This window comes from Mucilaginibacter terrae, from assembly GCF_042679325.1.
Lineage (GTDB): Bacteria > Bacteroidota > Bacteroidia > Sphingobacteriales > Sphingobacteriaceae > Mucilaginibacter > Mucilaginibacter terrae.
The window spans coordinates 21,905-42,049 of the sequence record NZ_JBHTMJ010000009.1 but is presented as its reverse complement, the minus strand read 5'-3'; the positions used below and the strand labels follow the sequence as shown (position 1 = coordinate 42,049).

Genomic DNA, 20,145 nt, shown 5'->3' with positions numbered 1-20,145 from the left:
ATAGCAACACAAACAAATATTCCCTATGAAATTTATTGGTCACGATTCGGATATTATCAATTACCTCGTTAACGACTTGAGCCTGTTGAATGCCGTTATAAAAAACTTTAAAAAGCACGAGGTAGAAGGCAGTCCGGCTATCAGTATATTATTTGAGCTGGCTTATACTGAAGCCGATGTAATGCTGATTTTCAGAGATGTTTTTACCAATGGCTTTGAAACCAACCCTGTTGGAGGCGAGTACCAGATAGACTCCTGCAAGTTTTACCATATTGGCAGCAAGATCTATTTTTCGGCAGACCCAGATGAAAGCGAAGATGGTGTAAATGGCATTTCTGAAGATGATAACGATTTCATTCTCTGCCAAAGTGTGGAAGGTTACCTCTTTGAAGCAGGCACAGAGGATAATCATTAAGAAAAACGATCACCATTAGTGTAATCGGCTCCTATCTAATTACTTTTTAATGGAGAACACAAACGTAGTACCCTCACCATACACGGATTCGGCATGGATACTGCCCTCCAGTTTTTCAACTAGTGATTTTACCGTGCTTAGGCCTATACCGGTACCTTGCTGGTTATAGCGGTCGGTATTACCCAGGGTAAATTTCTCTTCAAAAATGCGGGTAAGGTACTGCGGCTCAATACCTAAACCGTTATCTATTACCTTAAAATTATAACGCTGCTCTTCCTCTCTGAACAATATACGGATTTGCCCCTGTGGTTTATGGTTATAACGTACGGCATTGGTTAGTAGGTTTAAAAAAATCTGCTCCAGCGCAACGCCCGAAGTCCTGATGGTATGCTCTACCAATGGTAGCTGCACTTTAACGGATTCGGGCACGTTTATGAGACGAACGATTTTAGTAAGCAGCTCGTTAAGGTTAACATTATGCTGTCCGGCCAGCAGGGCCGCGGGTGATTTGGAGTAAACCAGCATATCATCTACCATGTGGAGTAATTGCTTAGCGGCGTTTATGCTCATGTTAATGAGCTGCAGGCTTTTTTCATCCTCGTTTTTTTGCAAGCGACGCTGTAGGGCTTGTGATGTTAACAAGATGCTGCTGAGCGGGTTCTTAATATCGTGCGCGGCCATGCTGGCAAATTTCTGTATAAATACGTTCGATTCCAGCAGACTTTCGTTGGCTTGTTCCAATACCTGCATTTTACGACGCAGTTCTAATTGTGCCAATACCTGTCGGCTTAGGGCCTTGAGTGCATTTACCTGCGTTGAGGTTAGCTCTTTAACTTCGGTATCCAATACACAAAGTGAGCCCAGCGGGTAACCTTCATTGTTAACCAGCGGCACACCAGCATAAAAAACAATATTAGGATCGCCCTTTACCACAGGATTATCGGCAAAACGAACATCTGTGCGCGCATCGCTTACCACCATCATTTCATTACCAAGAATTGTATAAGTACAAAATGCTTCTTCCCTGGGCGTCTCTCTTAAAGATGTACCTATGGCCGATTTAAACCATTGCCTTTGACCATCTATCAGGGTGATAAGAGCTACGGGGGTCTGGCAAATCTCAGATGCCAGCAGGGTAATAGAATCAAAATCTTCTTCCGCCAGCGTATCCAGTATATTATAGGAAGCTAATGAAGCCTGGCGCTCATCTTCGTTTTTAGGTAATGGAACTGTAGACATATAAATCAGGGTCCGGCAAATATCAGGCAAATAAATCTACGATATATAAATGATCTTTTTGTTTAAAAAAACTTACAATATAATGTTATGCTAAACATTACTTTACCACCCGCCCTTTCCACTGGTATTTGCTGGTGTTTCCAATTAATCCTACATAAACAAAATATAAAATATGTATGGGCGATAGTATAACCAGCAAACCAATTAACCCCGAACGCTTAAAAAAAGCAGTAATGGGCAATAAAAAAGCAGCTTCAAATAAATATTTAAGCAGCAGTTGCAGGCCAAAGAGCTGCAAAAAGGCAATATTGTAAAAACTAAGACAGGCGTTTATAAGCATGCTTAAATTAAACAGCCATATACAAACCGCAAGGGCTACTACACTTTTATCTTTATACTTGGTTGATTTGGATGCCCAGCGGCGGCGCTGCTGTAAAAAATCGGCAAGGGTTGGCTTAGCATGTGTGTACACTATGGCCTCGCGCTCCTTTAAAAAACCGATGCGGTCAGGGTAACGCTCGGCAACCTTTTGCAATAAAAGTTCATCATCTCCCGATGCCAAGTCGTCTATACCGGTAAAGCCGCCAACCTCGTAAAAAACATCTTTACGATAAGCTAAATTAGCTCCGTTACAAGTAGATGCTCGCCCGTTACCTATAAAAGATGCACCAATACCTATCAAATACGAAAACTCCAGCGTTTGTAAACGTTCGAACAAACTCTTTTCCTGGAAGTAAGCTACGGGCGATGAGATCATGACCGGCTGCTCGGTTTCATAATAACTGACTACACTGCTCAACCATTGCGGCCCCATTCGGCAATCGGCATCGGTGGCTACCATGAGGTTGCCGGTAGAAAGTTTAATGGCTTCGGCAATAGCTTTCTTTTTATAAGAATTAAGCTTTTGAGCTTCGTTTAATTGCAGGAGCTTGATACCTTGCGATGCGTAGCTCAGAATTATCTCGGCAGTTCGGTCGGTTGAGTGGTCGTCTACAATAATAATCTCGAGCAGATGTTTGGGATAGTCCTGCGCCAGTATGTCTTCAATAGTTAAGGTGATGTTTTCCTCTTCGTTTCGGGCGGCAATCAGCAGGGTTACTTTGGTGCTGAGCGTAGCTGAATTAGCCCTGACTTTTGGCTTGCGTAAAGCAGCCCAACCTTTAATTAAATAAACAAGCACAACCAGGTACAAACCAGTGAGCAGCAATACAATGCAACTATAAATTATTATCAAAGATCTTTAATTTAAAAACAAACACAGAACCTAATATAGCCGGAACAATAATATTGGTGAACCAGATTAAAGCCACTGAAGCAATAACTGCAATGTGCTGTTGAGTAACGTATTCAAATAATTTATCGGCCGTGGCACTACGCACGCCAATATCCACTATATCAATAGTAGGCAAAACTGATTGAATGAAAAAGAACACAAAGGTTAACAACATGATCTTAAACATCGGTATTTCGGGCAGCAGCAGGTGCATAATTAAGTAATACTGAAACGAATAGGTAGCAAACCGAAAAACGCAATATCCCATAATGTGCAGCAGCTCTTTAAAACGGTACCTTTTCATCACATCAAAAAATCGATGATATTTTTTAAGAAAAGGTATGCTATTCAGTAAAAACACTACCCACCGTACGTTAAAGTAAAAAATGAGCATCAGTAACATAAAGCCAATGCCAGTGGTTAAAAACCCGATATACAACCACTGGTTTATACCTAAGAAATAGTAAATAAACCACAGCAACGATGCCGAACCTACCACGCTGGTTACTACCAGCTGACCAAATGTGCCCACTGCCATGGCAAAAACACCATGTACCCGCCTGCGCGACGGTAAAAACATTACCCGGCCCCCAAATTCGCCCCAGCGGTTAGGTGTAAAAATAGCCAGTGACAAGCCACAAAAAACCGACTCAATAGCCTGCCATAAAGTAATCGGCGCCCACTTATGCGTTAAGTATTGCCATTTCATGGCTTCTAATAAGTAATTAAATACCATTAAAACAACAATGAAAGCAATTACAGCAACGGCATGCACGCGTCCAACCTGGGTAATCAACTCCTGAAAATGCTGTAATCCCTCGTTATTACTGAGCCTGCGGAAAATAAAGGTAAACGTAAGCACCAAAATACCGGCCTTAACCAGCCACGAGATCCATTTTTTTGCGGTAGCAGTCAAAATCTATTGCTTAACTAATTTTGTGCAATGTTATTAAAAAAGGCAAGGTATAACCCAACGTTTTTATAATTAAGTAATATTTGGCATAAAACCAATATTAATTCTGTTTCAAAACAAAAGCCTCTCTCCGGTAAAGGAAAAGAGGCTTTGTTAAAAACTATTATTCTAATATTAATTTCCGCTTTGTTTAGCTTCTTGTTTAAGCTGATCATTAGCAACGATAACAATCTCTACACGGCGATTTTGAGCACGGCCGCTATCGGTAGTGTTATCGGCAATGGGCTCATTAAAGCCTTTACCTTGTGTGGTTAAACGGCCCGAACCAACTCCATGTGAAGAAATATAAGCTTTTACAGCTTCGGCTCTGCGAACAGATAGGTCTTGATTGTGGCTGGCACTGCCGGTATTATCAGTATGGCCTACAATTAAAATATTAGTTTGCGGGTTATTGGTTAACGAGGTTGCTAAGTTAGTTAAATTGCTTTGAGCAGCAGATTTTAACGCAGTTTTATCTACATCAAATAAAATACCTGAATCAAATTTCACCAAAATCCCTTCGCCCTGACGCTCTACTGTTGCACCTGGTACTGTTTGTTTAATTTCGGCTGCTTGTCTATCCATTTTACGGCCAATAAAAGCACCTGCGGTACCACCAACGGCGCCACCAATTATAGCACCCAATGCAGTATTACCTGCGCTTTTACCTATAATGGCACCAATAGTTCCCCCTGCACCGGCGCCTATAGCTGTTCCTTTTTGTGTTTTAGTTAATGAATCGCAACCGGCGCCAAATAATACGGTAGTAGTTAAAGCTACGGCAACAACGGCTGTTTTAAATTTTAAAGTTTTCATGTGAGTATGTAACATTTATGTGATTAATATAGGCAAAGCTAATGCCAAAGTATATAGAATACTATACAGCCCAATGGTTTAATACCATTTGAAACCTTACAGTTAAAAACTTTAATTTTCAAATTATTTTATTGTTGCTTTGCTTAATGTACGGTGTCCTTAAAAGTGTCTATTTAGTATAATATACAGGCAAGTATTGCACAACGTTTATTGCCGGCCAATCAAAAATTTCTCAATGGCGTATAAATAAACGATATTCAAACCAAAATTAACGGTCTTGATTAACATTACGCCAGCTCAGCGTACCTGGAAAATATTTAAACGCACCAAACCGGCTGTAGCTGGTTTGGTGATTATTATTATGGCTGCGTTTGCAGCAGTGTTGGGCTATTTAATTATGCCCGATGATAGTGCCAACGCCAACCACATGAACCTTGCCCTAAGTTTAAAAAAGCCGGGTACTACATTTACGCTGTTGCTTGTACCTAAAGAGGATAAGGCAGAAGCGGTTAATATACTTCATAAAATGCTGTTTGGTAAACCGTTCCGGTATCAGGAAGTACCCATCAAAAACCATCTGTTTAAAGGCGACTCTATAATTGTTGACGAATATTTAAGCGATGAAGATAAACCCGAACGCAAGGCATACGCTCTTGCTCAAATAGCAGCCAGTAAAATACCTGAAAACCAATTTGTAAAACAACATATTACCACCCGCACCTTTTGGCTGGGTACCGATATTTATGGCCGCGATATGTTAAGCCGCCTTATATTGGGCGCGCGCGTTTCGTTGGCAGTTGGCTTAATGGCCGTACTAATCAGCTTACTAATCGGTGTTACTGTAGGCGCGTTAGCGGGTTATTACGGCGGCTGGATTGATTCGGCATTGAGCTGGTTAATGAACATTTTATGGTCGTTGCCGGCATTGCTGCTGGTAATTGCATTATCGTTTGCATTAGGTAAAGGCCTATGGCAAATATTTATTGCAGTGGGCTTATCTATGTGGGTAGAAGCCGCGCGTTTGGTGCGCGGGCAGGTCATCAGCCTTAAACAAGCCGAATATATTGAGGCGGCAAAGGCCTTGGGTTATACCAACAGACGTATTATTTCCCGGCATATTTTGCCTAATATGATAGGCCCGGTATTGGTAATTGCCTCGTCTAACTTTGCCTCGGCAATTTTGCTGGAAGCCGGGTTAAGCTTTTTAGGGTTTGGCGCACAACCGCCGGTACCCACCTGGGGTGGCATGATACGCGAACATTATGGCTATATTGTTATGGATGCGGCTTATTTAGCCGTGTTACCGGGCCTCGCTATTATGCTTATAGTATATGCTTTTAACCTGGTTACTACCGGTTTGCGCGATGCTTTCGATATAAAATCACAAAACATACGCTTGTAAAATTATTTTTCTAATTTAGAACTTCTAAGAACACGAATGCAGAATAATATCCAAGAAGGTTCAGGCGAAGATGAATTAGTAAAGCTGCTGCTTAAACGGCAATGGGAATTAAATTCATTACTGGAGGTAACACAAGCCATCAATAAAAATACGGCAGCACCGGTGTTGCTGCAAATGCTTGAAGTTATTTTAAAAAATTACCTGCAGGTGGGCAAGCTCCGCTTCTTAATTGAAAAGCAGGGCGGCTATGTATGCGTATCCAAATATGGCGGCGATTTTGAAGGTGTGCCGGCATTGCACAAAGCCTGTTCTTTGCTTAAAAAAATAAAATCGCCTACGGCCCTAACCGGTTATACCGATGCCATACTCAATTCATACAATTATTTTATTCCCATATATCATAAAAACAGGCCGTTGGCTTATGCCCTTATTGGTGATTTTGCCATATCGGGCGAAATAATGAGCAATGACCTTAACTTTATGCAAACGCTTATCAATGTAATTGTAGTAGCGTTAGAAAACAAGAAGCTGTTTCGCGAACGGTTGCAGGCCGAGCGTTTTCAGCGCGAGATGGAGCTGGCCGTTGAGGTACAAAACATGCTCATTCCGGTAAAGATCCATAAAGATAAAGCCGTTGAGGCCAGTGCCAAATACTTACCGCATCAGGACATAGGAGGCGATTATTTTGACTTTTTAAGGCTCAACGAAGATGAGTTTCTGTGGTGTATTGCCGATGTATCGGGCAAAGGAATATCGGCCGCTTTATTGATGGCCAATTTCCAGGCCAGTTTAAGGGCATGGGTAACGGTAGAAAGCGATCTCTCGGCCGTAGTTAAAATGCTGAATACCATTGTAATACGCAACACCAAAGGAGAGCGATTTATTACGCTGTTTTTAGCCAAGTATAACGAAAAAACCCGCAAACTGAATTATATTAACGCCGGGCATAATCCGCCCTTGTTATTTAACGGACAAGCAGTAATCCAGCTTAAAGCCGGTACCACCATGATAGGGGTTTTTGATGATCTGCCCTTCCTGACACCCGGCGAGGTAAGCATTGAACCCGGCAGCCTCGTATTTAACTATACCGACGGCTTAATGGATTATGAATTGGAGCAGGACATCCGCTGGAATGAGGCCAAACTGGTTAACTATGTAATTGAGAACGGCCACCTATCACCCAATAAATTTAACCAGACCCTGATGGATCACCTGGGCCGGATCATTAAAGGAAAACGTATTGACGATATTACGTTATTGACTTTGAGGATAGTTTAGGATTAGAAAAAAGACACAAAATTTTTGTGTCTTTAAGCAATGGATAACAGTCAATTTTTAGAAAAAACAATGTAGAGACACAATACTTTGTGTCTCTTATAAGTTAAAAAAGTTAATGTTAGAGGCAAAGGCTATTAAAAAGAAAATCTTAACTAAAAAACCAATCCAGGAGATTATTCCGCTATTGGCCCGTTATCAGCACGAATTGATGGAGGCCGGTTGTGATGAGGCCGGGCGTGGTTGTTTGGCCGGACCTGTGTTTGCCGCGGCTGTTATTCTTCCAACTGATTTTGAACACAGCCTGCTCAATGATTCCAAGCAACTTTGCGAAGCCGACCGCTATGCCCTACGTACCGAAATAGAACAATGCGCTATAGCTTATGCCGTGGCTTCGGTGAGTAATATTGAAATTGACGAGATTAACATTCTGAACGCATCGTTTTTAGCTATGCACAGGGCCATTGATCAATTGCACATTAAACCCGAATTTTTAATTATAGACGGTAACCGTTTTAACAAATATCAAACCACGCCCCACCAATGCGTTATACAGGGCGATGGTAAGTATTTCAGCATAGCGGCAGCATCCATACTGGCTAAAACCTACCGCGACGATCACATGCAGCAATTAGCCGCAGAACATCCTGAGTATGATTGGCATACCAATAAAGGCTATCCAACCATAAAACACCGTAACATGGTAATACAGCATGGGTTTACACCCCATCACCGGCGTACTTTTAATGTCACAAATCCACAATTAAGTATCTTTTAATTTTGATTACCCCCTCAGGGTTGATATTTTTGTTACCAACCAATTAACCCTGTGAAAATACTTATCCTTACTCACCTTGCACCGTTTCCGCAAAACAGCGGATATCCTATTGTAGTGGGTAATACCATCAGGGGGTTAATTAATTCGGGGCACCAGGTTTCGCTGTTTTCCCTTAATCCTCAAAAGCAAAAGGGAAGCCATACCCATGCAGCCGACGAACTGATTAGTCAGATCAATTATTACTGTCATTATATAGATACCAGCATATCGCTCAAGCATGCTTTTTTAAGCTTATTTAACCATAAACTGTACACCGTTGACCGGTACTATAACGCCGAATTTGAACGCCTGCTGATTAAAGAAGTGCAAAGCGGCGAGTACGACATCATACAATTTGAAGGTTTGTTTGTAACACCCTACCTGCTTTCTATTAACAAGTTCACTAAGGCTAAGCTCATTTACCGCGCCCACCATATAGAGTACCTGGTTTGGGAACGCTTAGCCAAGCAAAAGAACGACCCTGTTAAAAAATTGTACCTGCGCATGATAGCTAAGCGCATTAAACAATATGAACTCCAGCAGTTTGATCTGTTTAACGCAATAGCGGTTTTTACTAATCAGGATAAGGAAACTATACAACAATACAGCTCTGCAAAAATTCCTGTAGAAATTTTACCGGTAGGGTTAGACTTATCTCGCTACCAGCCCGATTACCGCAAAACCGAATTTCCGAGCCTGTTCTTTTTAGGAGCTATGGATTGGATGCCCAACCGCGAAGGCATCGAATGGTTCTTAGATCATTTTGCTGCTGAACTCACTGATGGTGATCTGCGTGCGCGTTTCTATGTAGCAGGCAACGATATTCCCGAACGCTTTGATGATTACGAAGTAGTAGGCAAGATATATATTCACGGCGAAGTAGATGACGCGCTGGAGTTTGTGAATACCAAGGCTATCATGATTGTCCCGTTGCTCTCGGGGGGGGGAATGCGGGTAAAAATTGTAGAGGGAATGGCTATGCAGAAATGCATCATCTCTACCTCATTAGGTGCCGAGGGTATTAACTACCAGCAAGGCGAAAACATCCTGATTGCTAACACGCCACAAGAATTTTACCGCGCTATTAAACGCTGCATTACCGACGAAAATTACTGCAAGCGCATTGGCCTTAATGCCCGCAAATTGGTAGAGGAGCAGCACGATACCCACAAAATAACCGAACGCCTGGTAACATTTTACCAGCACACGCTTTCTGCCTGATATTGAGCCTATTTTTGTTACTTTTGCGGCCAAGAACACTTTTTTCTATGAAGAATACTGCTTTAACTGATATACATATTAGCGAAGGTGCTAAGATGGTACCTTTTGCCGGTTACAATATGCCCGTACAATACGTAGGCATTAATGCCGAACACGAAACCGTGCGTAAAGCCGTTGGTGTATTTGACGTAAGCCACATGGGCGAATTTATTTTAAAAGGCGATAAAGCCCTTGATTTAATTCAGCAGGTAACCAGTAACGACGCTTCTAAATTGTACAACGGTAAGGTTCAATATTCTTGTTTGCCAAATGACCAGGGTGGTATTGTAGACGATCTGCTGGTTTACCGTATAAACGAGGAAACCTACATGCTGGTGGTTAACGCATCGAACATAGAAAAAGACTGGAACTGGATTAGCCGGTTCAATACTTACGGTGTGGATATGAAAGATATCTCCGACCGTACCTCACTATTGGCCATACAAGGCCCCAAAGCCACCGAAGCCTTGCAAAGCTTAACCGAAATTGATTTAGGATCGATGGAGTACTACACTTTTGTAAAAGGCAAATTTGCCGGTGTGGATAATGTAATAGTTTCAGCCACGGGCTATACCGGTGCTGGTGGTTTCGAAATTTATTTTGACAACGAGCACGCCGAAGAAATTTGGACTGCTGTGTTTAAAGCAGGTGAGCCTTTTGGCATAAAACCAATTGGTTTGGGCGCCCGCGATACTTTGCGTTTAGAAATGGGCTTTTGCCTTTACGGTAACGATATTGACGATACTACCTCTCCATTAGAGGCGGGTTTAGGCTGGATCACCAAGTTCACTAAGCCGTTTACCAATTCTGAAACTTTACAGGAACAAAAGCAACAGGGCATTGCCAAAAAACTGGTTGGCTTTACCATGATAGACCGCGGCATACCCCGTCATGATTATGAGATTGTAGATGCTGACGGCGCTGTTATTGGCCGTGTAACCTCGGGCACCCAATCGCCATCGCTGCAAAGGGCTATAGGCATGGGTTATGTCAATAAAGAGTTCGCTAAAGAAGGCGGCGAGATCTACATCAAGATCCGCGATAATAAAATCAAAGCACAGGTAACCAAGTTGCCGTTTTTGAAATAACCCCCCAGCCCCCTAAAGGGGGAGCTTAATAGCTAAAACATGAACGATATTCAGTTCCCCCTTCAGGGGGTTAGGGGGTTAGAAGTTTGCCTTACCCCGGCATTGCTTCCGCTATATAATGTTGAAGATTTCATCGTGGTCATTATTGACATCTTCCGGGCTACTTCCTCTATATGCTATGGCATAGAAAATGGTGCCGAGGCCATTATCCCGGTATCGGAAGTAGAGGAATGTGCTGCATACCGCGAAAAGGGTTTAAATTACTTACTCGCTGCTGAACGCAATGGAGAAGTGGTGGCCGGGTTCGATTTTGGTAATTCGCCATTTGCCTATACGCCCGAAAAGGTGGCCGGTAAAACGGTAGTACTTACTACTACCAACGGTACGCATGCGCTGCATTTATCGCGTAAGGCTAAAAAGATCGTGATCGGGTCGTTTTTAAACTTAACGGCTCTTTGCACCTGGTTAAAAACACAGAACGAAAATATCCTGTTGGTTTGTGCCGGTTGGAAAAACAACTTTAACTTAGAAGATACCTTGTTTGCCGGTGCGGTTGTGGAACAACTTAAAAGTGGCAATTACAAGCTGGACGACCCTGCGCTGGCGGCAAATGACCTGTTTCAGTTAGGTAAAGATGATATTGGCTTGTACCTCCAAAAAACATCGCACGGCGAACGCCTGAAAAAGCTGGGTATAGAAAAAGACATAGCTTTTTGCCTGCAAGTTGATTTAACCACTGCTCTTCCTATTTTAAATGGCGAAAAACTTGTAAAGTTATAGGTTTACATTACCCATCAGCGCTGCTATTTAAGCTTAAAGTTTGCATACCTATTTATAGTAAGAGTTATATTAATTCAATAATTAATATATTAGAGCGCTATTTAATCCTTATATCCTTGTTAGTAAAAACCTTTGGCAGCGCTGTTTACGGTATAGAAGCTACTACCATTACCGTAGAAGTTAATATTGCTGCCGGTACCAAATATTTTATAGTTGGCCTGCCCGATGTAGCCATCAAAGAAAGCTACTTCCGCATAGAATCGGCCTTGAAGAACTGCGCTTTTAAAATGCCCCGCCAGCAGGTGGTGGTTAACATGGCCCCGGCCGATATCCGCAAAGAGGGTTCGGCTTACGACCTGACCATTGCCACAGCCGTGCTGGCAGCCAGCGGCCAGTTAGAGGCGAACGACCTGGATAAGTACATCATTATGGGCGAACTATCGTTAGATGGCGGCTTACAGCCCATTAAAGGTGCCCTGCCCATAGCCATACAGGCCCGTAAAGAAGGATTCAAAGGGTTCATCCTCCCTAAGCAAAATGCCCGCGAAGCAGCCATAGTAAACGATTTGGAAGTTTACGGTATTGATAACATAAAAGAAGTAGTAGGCTTTTTTAGCGGCGATACCCAGTTGGAACGCACCGTGGTAAATACCCGTGAAGAATTTTACAACAGCCTTTGCAATTATGCCAGCGACTTTAGCGAAGTAAAAGGTCAGGAAAACATTAAGCGTGCATTGGAAATAGCCGCTGCAGGTGGCCATAATGTAATATTGATAGGTCCGCCGGGAGCTGGTAAAACTATGCTGGCCAAGCGCATGCCATCTATTATGCCACCGTTAAGCTTGCAGGAATCCTTAGAAACCACTAAGATACATTCGGTAGCCGGTAAGCTGGCTGCAGCCGATGCCCTGGTTACTACCAGACCTTTCCGATCGCCTCACCATACCATAAGCGATGTAGCACTGGTTGGCGGCGGCAGCAACCCTCAGCCGGGCGAAATTTCGCTGGCACACAATGGTGTATTGTTTTTAGATGAACTGCCCGAATTTAAACGAAGCGTATTGGAAGTAATGCGCCAACCGTTAGAAGAACGCCGGGTTACTATATCCCGCGCTCGGTTTACGGTAGATTATCCCTCAAGCTTTATGCTGGTGGCCAGTATGAACCCCTGCCCATGTGGATATTATAATCACCCCGAAAAAGATTGCGTTTGTCCGCCGGGTGTAGTGCAAAAGTACCTGAGCAAAGTATCGGGTCCATTGCTTGATCGGATAGATCTTCATGTGGAAGTAACGCCGGTAAACTTTAACGAACTCGCATCCGAGCGCGTTTCGGAAAAGAGCGAGAGCATCCGCGAGCGTGTGATCAAAGCCCGTGAAATACAGATAGAGCGCTTTGGCGATGAAGCCGACTTGCATTCGAACGCGCAAATGAGCACCAAAATGGTGCGCGATGTTTGTAAGATAAGTGATGCAGGGCAAACCTTGTTGAAAAAAGCTATGGAAAAGCTTGGCCTATCGGCAAGGGCGTATGACCGGATCTTGAAAGTAGCCCGTACCATTGCCGACCTTGCCGGTAGCAACGATATACAACTGGAACACCTGGCCGAAGCTATACACTTCCGCAGCTTAGACCGTGAGGGTTGGGCCGGAAATTGATCTTAAAAGCAATATGATGCAACAACCCGCTAATTCAACTTTTAAAGCATTACAAATGATAACTTTGGCGTTATGCAGTGGTGTTATCCTGTTTTTATTAGTAGCCATATTTATTAACCAGCATAAGCTGGTGCTTATGCCTGCTAATGACCCAAACACTATAATTATTTATATTGCTATTGCATTAAGTATAGTATCTGTAATATCAAGTAATATATTGTTCAATATACTCCTTAAAAAAATTGACACTAATACTTCAGTTAAAGAAAAGTTTACAAAATATGTGGCAGCGTATATCACCCGGTATGCATTATTAGAAGGCGCCGCACTTTTTAATGTGGTAGCACTTTTATTAAGCGGCTGTTTAATTAGCGCCGGGGTAGCGTTGATGCTAATTATATTTATGTTAAGCATCCGTCCTCAGCGTAGTAAAACAATAGAGGATCTTAAAATATACTATCCTGATACCCTGGAGTAAATAATAAACTTATACTTTCGTGTTGTAACAGCTATCAATACATGCTTGCCGACCAATTAAAAACAGAGACACTGACCAATCATCAGCAATTAGAAAAATTGTTAGTAGACAGAATGAGAGCTATTCGCTCTCTGCAAGATTATATAGGTCTGTTACAGATTTTCTATAGCTATTTTGGTGGTTTAGAGGAGCAAATAGATCAATACATTACTGCAGCTGAACTGCCGGATTACCAGCAGCGCCGCAAGTCGGCCGCTTTAGTGAAAGATATTGAAGACCTGGGTGGAACGCCCGTAAAAAAGGCAAGCGGAGGCTCTCTTCCTACTATTAAAAACACGCTGCAGGCCTATGCCGCAATGTATGTAATTGAAGGATCTACGTTGGGTGGTAAGATCATTAGCAAAATGATGGCACAACAATTGCGCATAACCGATGATAAGGGACTTTCGTTTTTCAGCGGATATGGAGATAATACTGGTACCATGTGGGAAAAGTTTAAGCAGGTCTTAAATTTACAGTCCAAATCTGCATACGAAGAGAGCGAAATTATCAATACAGCTAACCAAACTTTTATTAAGTTTAAAAACTGGGTCGATTTGCTATCGGTTTAATCAGTATATAATGGCATTTTAACTTGGCCAAAAACTTATTATACAAATAATTAAAAATCACAAGTAAAATATATTGTAAGTTTGTAATACTTCACAACTGCATCTATGGATAATAATTACGTTAAAAAGATCGTCATATTCGATGATGATGAAGATATCCTTTCTATCTGCGCTTATATTTTGGAGGAACAAGGCTGGGAGGTGCATACTTTTACAGACTGTAACAACATTGCCGAAAAAGTATCTACTGTCATGCCAAGTGTTATTTTAATGGACAACTGGATACCCGATACAGGCGGTATTGTTGCTACGCAAATTCTCAAGAATAGCGTTGAATTAAAAAACATTCCTGTTGTGTACTTTTCGGCCAATAGCGATATTCAGTTACTGGCCGATCACGCCGGAGCCGAAACCTACCTGGCTAAGCCCTTTGATTTGGACGAATTGGAAAGAACAATTAACGAAGTTTTGCAAAAAGCATAGATAGCACGTGTTTATACACCAAGTAAAGGAACTGCATCATAAATTTATTAATTAACAATGCACGTAGAGATAGGGTTGAAGCTTTAAATTGGCAATGGCAAAAATGTTTTTAATGTGTTGGAATTTTTGTTCAATATAAAAAAGAAACATTTTCTTTATAAATTAGATAACTCTATGGGCGCATTCACAGTGCAGCTCTTTTTCTTAATATAACTTTATAACTACCTGGTATAACGATTAATAATATCCAATATCACTTTGTTTTTTTGTAACTGCGGTAAATAATCAAATAAAATATAATGCTTATCCGGGTCTGATGTTAGGGCCAGCTCCAGGTTGCTCAAAGCATCATTATAATCGCCTTTGGCAAATAAGTAAGCAACCATTCGGTAATATAATTCGGCGGCTTCGGGGTTATTCTTAATAGCGTTGGCAATTACGGCAATGGCATCAACCAGTCGTTCCTGTTCATATAAAATAGAAGAGTAATCTAACCAGGCATCAACATCAAGCGGGTTAAGTTCTACAACTTTATCATACGCAATTTCGGCTTCGGTCATATGCCCCAATTTGTACTCGGCATCGGCAATGGCAAACCAGTAATCGGCACTCAATGCATCCAGGTCGAGTGCTTTACGGTAAAAATGTAGTGCTTCAAAATATCGTTCTTCAAAATCTAATGTTACCCCAATACCAAACCAGGCATCGGCCAGTTTGCTATCCATACGGACCGCTTTCTTATAAAAAGATCTTGCCTCATCCATTTGCTCCAGCTTTTCGTAGCATTCGCCAATGGCACAATAAGTATCGGCATTGGGTTGCTCATACTCAAATGTTTGGCGGTACACTTCAATGGCTTCGGCATATTTTTCCAAATTTACCAGGGCATTACCTTTATTAAAATAAGCTGAAGCAAAACTATCTTTAATTAATATGGCGTAATCGTAAGCATCAATAGCTTTTTCAAACAGGCTTAGTTTGGTAAATGCATTACCCAAATTATACCAAGCAGCATAACTATAAGGTTCGTTATCTATATATTGCTGGTAAAACTGGATGCTCTCTTGTTGGTTGTCTATCACATCGTAACAAAAAGCCAGCTCATAAAGGGCGTCCTGGTTTTCCATATTCTGTTTCAGGCACTCTTTTAAAAAATGGATAGCCAATTCATAATCGCCCATGTTTTGATGAACATAAGCCATGTGCAACAGAATTTCGTCGGTTTCTTCGGCCATCTCAAGAGCCTTTTCATAATTTTCCAGGGCTTCGGTATAACGGTCTAAACTTTCGTATAAATTACCCCTTATAATGTAAATATCTGCATCCGATGCTTCTAATAATGCGGCTTTATCTAAAGCAGCAAAAGCCTCGGGCACCTGGTTGGTTACCACTAAGAGTTGTGCTTGCTTAATTAAAAACACAGCTGCAAAAGGATGTTGGTTACGGGCATACTCCACTACCTGAAGCGCCTTAACCGCATCGTTCTTTTCTATATAATAATCAATAATGTTTTCAAATGCCTGTGCATCAAAAAAGTACTGATCATGATTGCGGATCATCTCCTCATATCGCTCTACCGAAAATTTGGGATCTTCAGTAAAACCAAATTCATATTCATCTTCCATCTGATCGTAATTACAGGTATAATCTCAATTTACTACAATAGAGGCATAATAACAAACCTTAATTGAGTTCAAATTACAATTATAAGGCATTCGTTAACAATTTAGTTTTCAACATTAAAACTATGTGGATAAATTTCTTATTAATACACTGATTATCAGCAGGTAGTTAATAACCATATTAATCTTTCATTTTCAAAAAACAATATATGCCTTAACTGTAATTTTACATTAGCGTAGCAGTACTTTTACTGTTCGATACTTGTAAGTATTGAACGTTTAAACACACTGCTTTGTTGTAACAAGTAGTCGGCTTACAAGTAGTCGGCAATTATTGCATAAAAATGTCGTTTACAACACAAATTAAATTCGATTTATAATATCTTGCCCACAAATTAAAAAAATGACTACTTACGGTAAAAAAACAATAGGGTATGTACTATGCGGCGCAATGCTGGTTGGTTTGGAGGTTACTGCACAGGTCGCCCCGCCGCCGCCATCTCCAGAATTGCCTAAAACTTGGCATGTAATGGATCTTAAAACCGAGGGCTATTATGGCATCAGCCTCAATAAAGCTTACCTGGCATTGAAGGGTAAAAAAAGCAAACAAGTAGTAGTAGCTACTATTGATAGTGGTATTGACACACTGCAAGCCGATTTGAAACCTGTTTTATGGACCAACATTAAAGAAAAGCCGGGCAATGGCAAAGATGATGATGGGAACGGATACATTGACGATATGCATGGCTGGAACTTTTTAGGCGGCCCCGGAGGCAAATGCGATTTTACCGAAACCACCGAAGAAGTGCGCGAGTATAACCGCCTTAAAGGCAAATATGCCGCGGTTACCGAAAGCGCTGCGCCCGATAAAAAGGAGTTTGCCTACTGGCAAAAGGTGAAAGTTACGTACGATTCTACCATTGCACGCTCATCGAAAGAGAGTGTACAATTATCGCAAATGATGAATGTATTAATGGTAACCAGCGGCTATGTTAAAAAGGCATTGAAGTTACCTGCCAATGGCACCTTCAAACTGGCCGATTTAAGTAAGCTACAAGCCACTAACGATACCGTTGTACAAAGCAAAAACGTTTGGTCTTACTTTTTTACAGAGGAAGGCCCAACCGCTACTAACGATAAGATTATCAAAAGCCTGAGTGAATATTTAACCAAGCTTAACAATGACATTAATCCCGATTTGGAATCGCGTCAGCGCATTGTGGGCGACGATCCAAACGTTTGGGACACCAAGCCATACGGTAGCGGGCTACTCAAATTTGACGATGCCTCGCACGGCACTGGTGTAGCCGGATTAATTGGCGCCGTGCGCGATAACAAGTATGGCATTAATGGCGTGGCCGATAATGTGCGCATGATGGCTATTAAAGCTGTGCCTAACGGCGATGAATACGATAAAGACATTGCTAAAGCTATTCGTTACGCGGTGGATAATGGTGCTAAAATTGTAAATATGAGCTTTGGTAAAAAGATCTCTCCGCATAAAAACTGGGTAGATGAGGCCATTAAATATGCAGCCGACCATGATGTACTGCTGGTTCAGGCATCGGGCAACGATCATTTAGATGTAGACGTAAATCCCGAATTCCCGAACGATACGTTTGAAGACAGCTCTGTTACCGATATTGATAACCTGATCAGCGTTGGGGCATCGGGTGCTAAGTTTGACCAAACCTTGGCCGGTACTTTTAGCAACTACGGTAAAAAGAATGTGGATGTATTTGCACCAGGTGTAAAAGTAACTTCGGTTGATAAAGATGCCGAATTTAATACCGCTGATGGTACCAGTTTTGCATCGCCTATAACAGCCGGAGTGGCCGCCCTGCTTTTAGAATATTACCCAGACTTGAGTGCCAAGCAATTAAAGCAGATCATTTTGCAATCGGCTAAACCGTTAACCGGTACCATGGTATTAAAACCTGGCAGCACTACCGAAAAGGTTGACTTTACAACCCTGAGCAAAAGCGGGGGTATTGTTAATGCTTATGAGGCGGTGATGCTTGCTGCGAAAACAAAGGGAGAAAGAAAGAAGTAAGAAACCCCTCCAAACCCTCCCCGGGAGGGTTTGTGAATATCTTATTCTTCAAATTTGGATTGGGGTGACATTTTTTTATAAAAGCTGCTGGGTGAAGCCCTTCCTCCGGGAATGGCAATGGCATTAAATTAAGAAAGATTGCGATACAAATTAATATAGAATAATGAACTTCGAATGCCCCATATCGAATATAACACTCATTATACCATATTTAGAATTGAGGAAATATTGGCCTGAATCCTTAACTTAATGACATTGCCCGGGGAGGGTTTGTGAGGGGCTATTATTTTAAGAGCGCCAGTTGTTTTTAACACTCCAATAACTATATTTGTCACAGAAAATTTTCATTTTAACAACATAATGAGAGAAATACAATTCAGAGAAGCACTTCGTGAAGCAATGAACGAAGAAATGCGTAGCGACGAGAATATATACCTGATGGGTGAAGAAGTAGCCGAGTATAACGGTGCTTATAAAGTTAGTCAGGGAATGTTAGATGAGTTTGGTGCTAAACGCGTTATTGATACGCCCATCTCTGAGCTGGGTTTTGCCGGTATAGCTATTGGTTCGGCCATGAACGGCTTAAAACCTATTGTTGAGTTTATGACGTTTAACTTTTCACTGGTAGCTATCGATCAGATCATAAACGGCGCGGCTAAAATGATGAGTATGAGCGGTGGCCAGTTTTCGGTGCCAATTGTATTCAGAGGACCAACAGGTAATGCAGGTATGTTAAGTTCACAGCACAGTCAGTGTTTTGAGAACTGGTATGCCAACTGCCCCGGCTTAAAAGTGGTAGTGCCATCAAACCCGGCCGATGCTAAAGGTTTATTAAAATCAGCCATTATTGATCCCGATCCGGTTATTTTTATGGAGTCGGAATTAATGTACGGTGATAAAGGCGAAGTTCCTGAAGAAACATATTATACCCCAATAGGCAAAGCTGCCGTAACCAAAGAAGGTACCGATGTAACCTTGGTAGGTTTTGGCAAGATCATGAAAGTGGTTTACGCTGCCGCTGCCGAACTGGAAAAAGAAGGTATCAGTGCCGAGGTGATCGATTTGCGTACAGTTCGCCCTATTGATTATCCAACCATCATCCAATCGGTTAAAAAAACTAACCGTTTAGTATTGGTAGAAGAAAGCTGGCCATTAGGTTCAATTGCTACTGAAATTGCCTTTAAAGTACAAAAAGACGCATTTGATTACCTGGATGCTCCAATACTGCGTATTATGGGTGGCGATGTACCATTGCCTTATGCCCCAACTTTAATTGCCGAATACCTGCCCAACCCTGAGCGTGTAATTAAAGCGGTTAAAGAAGTTATGTACGTAACTAAGTAATATATTAAATTCGTTAATGTAAAGGCTTCGCGTTGGTGGAGCCTTTTTCATTTGATGCAATTATGATTAACTGCAATTAATTATACTGTTGTAATAGGTTTTGTAACATTATATTTTTCAATGAGTTATAAAATATTGTTTGCTTTCTACAAAAATGCACATTACCTTTGCAACATGTTCAAAAGATCGGGCGCATTTAGCTTAGCTTTACTATACACCATTACGGTGTTAGGATTCGCCCTGAACTTACATTACTGCGGTAGCCAGGTAGCATCGGTAAAAATTTCGGCCGTGGCAAAGGATGCAAAATCTGACGTTACCTGCGGCATCAAAATGAACTGCTGCAAAAACCATCAGGTTAAAGTAAAGGTAAAAGACGATCATCAGGCCGAACAAAACTCTTTTTTAGCTAAAGTTTTTGCTTTCGAAATTCCAAAAATACCTTTCGAAGATTTTGTGTTTTCTGCACAAAAGGCCCTGCTCGAAAAACTTTTCGACCGCGGCCCGCCTTCGAGTAAATCGGGCAGCAAAATAGCTACCTATATCAAAAACTGCATTTTCCGTATCTGATCAGTAATA

At 41.6% G+C, this 20,145-nt stretch carries 19 protein-coding genes; 14 read left to right on the top strand and 5 right to left on the bottom strand.

Going from position 1 to position 20,145, the window contains the following annotated elements:
• Window positions 1–25: 25 nt before the first annotated feature.
• Window positions 26–415 carry a hypothetical protein gene (locus ACFQ3S_RS08270; protein WP_377163203.1) on the top strand — a complete coding sequence of 130 codons (390 nt, stop codon included), beginning with the start codon at window positions 26–28 and terminating at the stop codon, window positions 413–415.
• 39 nt (window positions 416–454) lie between these two features.
• On the opposite strand, the gene ACFQ3S_RS08265 is transcribed toward ACFQ3S_RS08270, so the two are convergent.
• The 4 genes from ACFQ3S_RS08265 to ACFQ3S_RS08250 all read right to left on the bottom strand — a co-directional run bounded on the left by ACFQ3S_RS08265 (window position 455) and on the right by ACFQ3S_RS08250 (window position 4,695).
• On the bottom strand, window positions 455–1,654 hold the full coding sequence (locus ACFQ3S_RS08265; RefSeq protein ID WP_377163201.1) for a sensor histidine kinase: 1,200 nt from the start codon (window positions 1,652–1,654) through the stop codon (window positions 455–457).
• 97 nt (window positions 1,655–1,751) lie between these two features.
• Window positions 1,752–2,834 (bottom strand): glycosyltransferase family 2 protein, encoded by a 1,083-nt coding sequence (locus tag ACFQ3S_RS08260; protein ID WP_377163199.1) that lies wholly within the window; start codon window positions 2,832–2,834, stop codon window positions 1,752–1,754.
• Window positions 2,835–2,871: 37 nt separating this feature from the next.
• Complete coding sequence (locus tag ACFQ3S_RS08255) at window positions 2,872–3,843, bottom strand: lysylphosphatidylglycerol synthase domain-containing protein (protein WP_377163197.1); 972 nt, start codon at window positions 3,841–3,843, stop codon at window positions 2,872–2,874.
• A gap of 171 nt (window positions 3,844–4,014) precedes the next feature.
• On the bottom strand, window positions 4,015–4,695 hold the full coding sequence (locus tag ACFQ3S_RS08250) for an OmpA family protein (RefSeq protein ID WP_377163195.1): 681 nt from the start codon (window positions 4,693–4,695) through the stop codon (window positions 4,015–4,017).
• 277 nt (window positions 4,696–4,972) lie between these two features.
• Between ACFQ3S_RS08250 and ACFQ3S_RS08245 the strand changes: the two genes are divergently transcribed.
• The 10 genes from ACFQ3S_RS08245 to ACFQ3S_RS08200 all read left to right on the top strand — a co-directional run bounded on the left by ACFQ3S_RS08245 (window position 4,973) and on the right by ACFQ3S_RS08200 (window position 14,547).
• Complete coding sequence (locus ACFQ3S_RS08245; RefSeq protein ID WP_377163193.1) at window positions 4,973–6,097, top strand: ABC transporter permease; 1,125 nt, start codon at window positions 4,973–4,975, stop codon at window positions 6,095–6,097.
• A 36-nt stretch (window positions 6,098–6,133) separates the two neighbouring features.
• Window positions 6,134–7,375 carry a PP2C family protein-serine/threonine phosphatase gene (locus ACFQ3S_RS08240; RefSeq protein ID WP_377163191.1) on the top strand — a complete coding sequence of 414 codons (1,242 nt, stop codon included), beginning with the start codon at window positions 6,134–6,136 and terminating at the stop codon, window positions 7,373–7,375.
• Window positions 7,376–7,583: 208 nt separating this feature from the next.
• Window positions 7,584–8,150, top strand: a complete 567-nt coding sequence (locus tag ACFQ3S_RS08235) for a ribonuclease HII (protein ID WP_377163313.1) — start codon at window positions 7,584–7,586, stop codon at window positions 8,148–8,150.
• Window positions 8,151–8,201: 51 nt separating this feature from the next.
• Window positions 8,202–9,410: a glycosyltransferase family 4 protein gene (locus tag ACFQ3S_RS08230; RefSeq protein ID WP_377163189.1), complete on the top strand. Its 1,209-nt coding sequence runs from the start codon at window positions 8,202–8,204 to the stop codon at window positions 9,408–9,410.
• Window positions 9,411–9,457: 47 nt separating this feature from the next.
• Entirely contained in the window at window positions 9,458–10,537 is a 1,080-nt protein-coding gene (gene gcvT / locus ACFQ3S_RS08225; protein ID WP_377163187.1) for a glycine cleavage system aminomethyltransferase GcvT, read from the top strand.
• 39 nt (window positions 10,538–10,576) lie between these two features.
• Entirely contained in the window at window positions 10,577–11,317 is a 741-nt protein-coding gene (locus ACFQ3S_RS08220) for a 2-phosphosulfolactate phosphatase (protein WP_377163185.1), read from the top strand.
• 116 nt (window positions 11,318–11,433) lie between these two features.
• Window positions 11,434–12,975, top strand: a complete 1,542-nt coding sequence (locus ACFQ3S_RS08215) for a YifB family Mg chelatase-like AAA ATPase (protein WP_377163183.1) — start codon at window positions 11,434–11,436, stop codon at window positions 12,973–12,975.
• Between the two features lie 13 nt (window positions 12,976–12,988).
• Window positions 12,989–13,453, top strand: a complete 465-nt coding sequence (locus ACFQ3S_RS08210) for a hypothetical protein (RefSeq protein ID WP_377163181.1) — start codon at window positions 12,989–12,991, stop codon at window positions 13,451–13,453.
• A gap of 41 nt (window positions 13,454–13,494) precedes the next feature.
• Window positions 13,495–14,064: a biliverdin-producing heme oxygenase gene (locus ACFQ3S_RS08205; protein WP_377163179.1), complete on the top strand. Its 570-nt coding sequence runs from the start codon at window positions 13,495–13,497 to the stop codon at window positions 14,062–14,064.
• A gap of 105 nt (window positions 14,065–14,169) precedes the next feature.
• Complete coding sequence (locus tag ACFQ3S_RS08200) at window positions 14,170–14,547, top strand: response regulator (RefSeq protein WP_377163177.1); 378 nt, start codon at window positions 14,170–14,172, stop codon at window positions 14,545–14,547.
• A gap of 221 nt (window positions 14,548–14,768) precedes the next feature.
• Here the strand turns inward: ACFQ3S_RS08200 and ACFQ3S_RS08195 are convergent, their stop codons facing one another.
• Window positions 14,769–16,172 (bottom strand): tetratricopeptide repeat protein, encoded by a 1,404-nt coding sequence (locus ACFQ3S_RS08195; RefSeq protein ID WP_377163175.1) that lies wholly within the window; start codon window positions 16,170–16,172, stop codon window positions 14,769–14,771.
• A 400-nt stretch (window positions 16,173–16,572) separates the two neighbouring features.
• Between ACFQ3S_RS08195 and ACFQ3S_RS08190 the strand changes: the two genes are divergently transcribed.
• From ACFQ3S_RS08190 to ACFQ3S_RS08180, 3 genes are all read left to right on the top strand, one after another.
• Window positions 16,573–18,222, top strand: coding sequence for a S8 family serine peptidase (locus ACFQ3S_RS08190; RefSeq protein ID WP_377163173.1), 1,650 nt, complete (start codon window positions 16,573–16,575; stop codon window positions 18,220–18,222).
• Between the two features lie 360 nt (window positions 18,223–18,582).
• Window positions 18,583–19,566: a pyruvate dehydrogenase complex E1 component subunit beta gene (locus tag ACFQ3S_RS08185; RefSeq protein ID WP_377163172.1), complete on the top strand. Its 984-nt coding sequence runs from the start codon at window positions 18,583–18,585 to the stop codon at window positions 19,564–19,566.
• Between the two features lie 174 nt (window positions 19,567–19,740).
• Window positions 19,741–20,136 (top strand): HYC_CC_PP family protein, encoded by a 396-nt coding sequence (locus tag ACFQ3S_RS08180; RefSeq protein ID WP_377163170.1) that lies wholly within the window; start codon window positions 19,741–19,743, stop codon window positions 20,134–20,136.
• Window positions 20,137–20,145 lie beyond the last annotated feature (9 nt).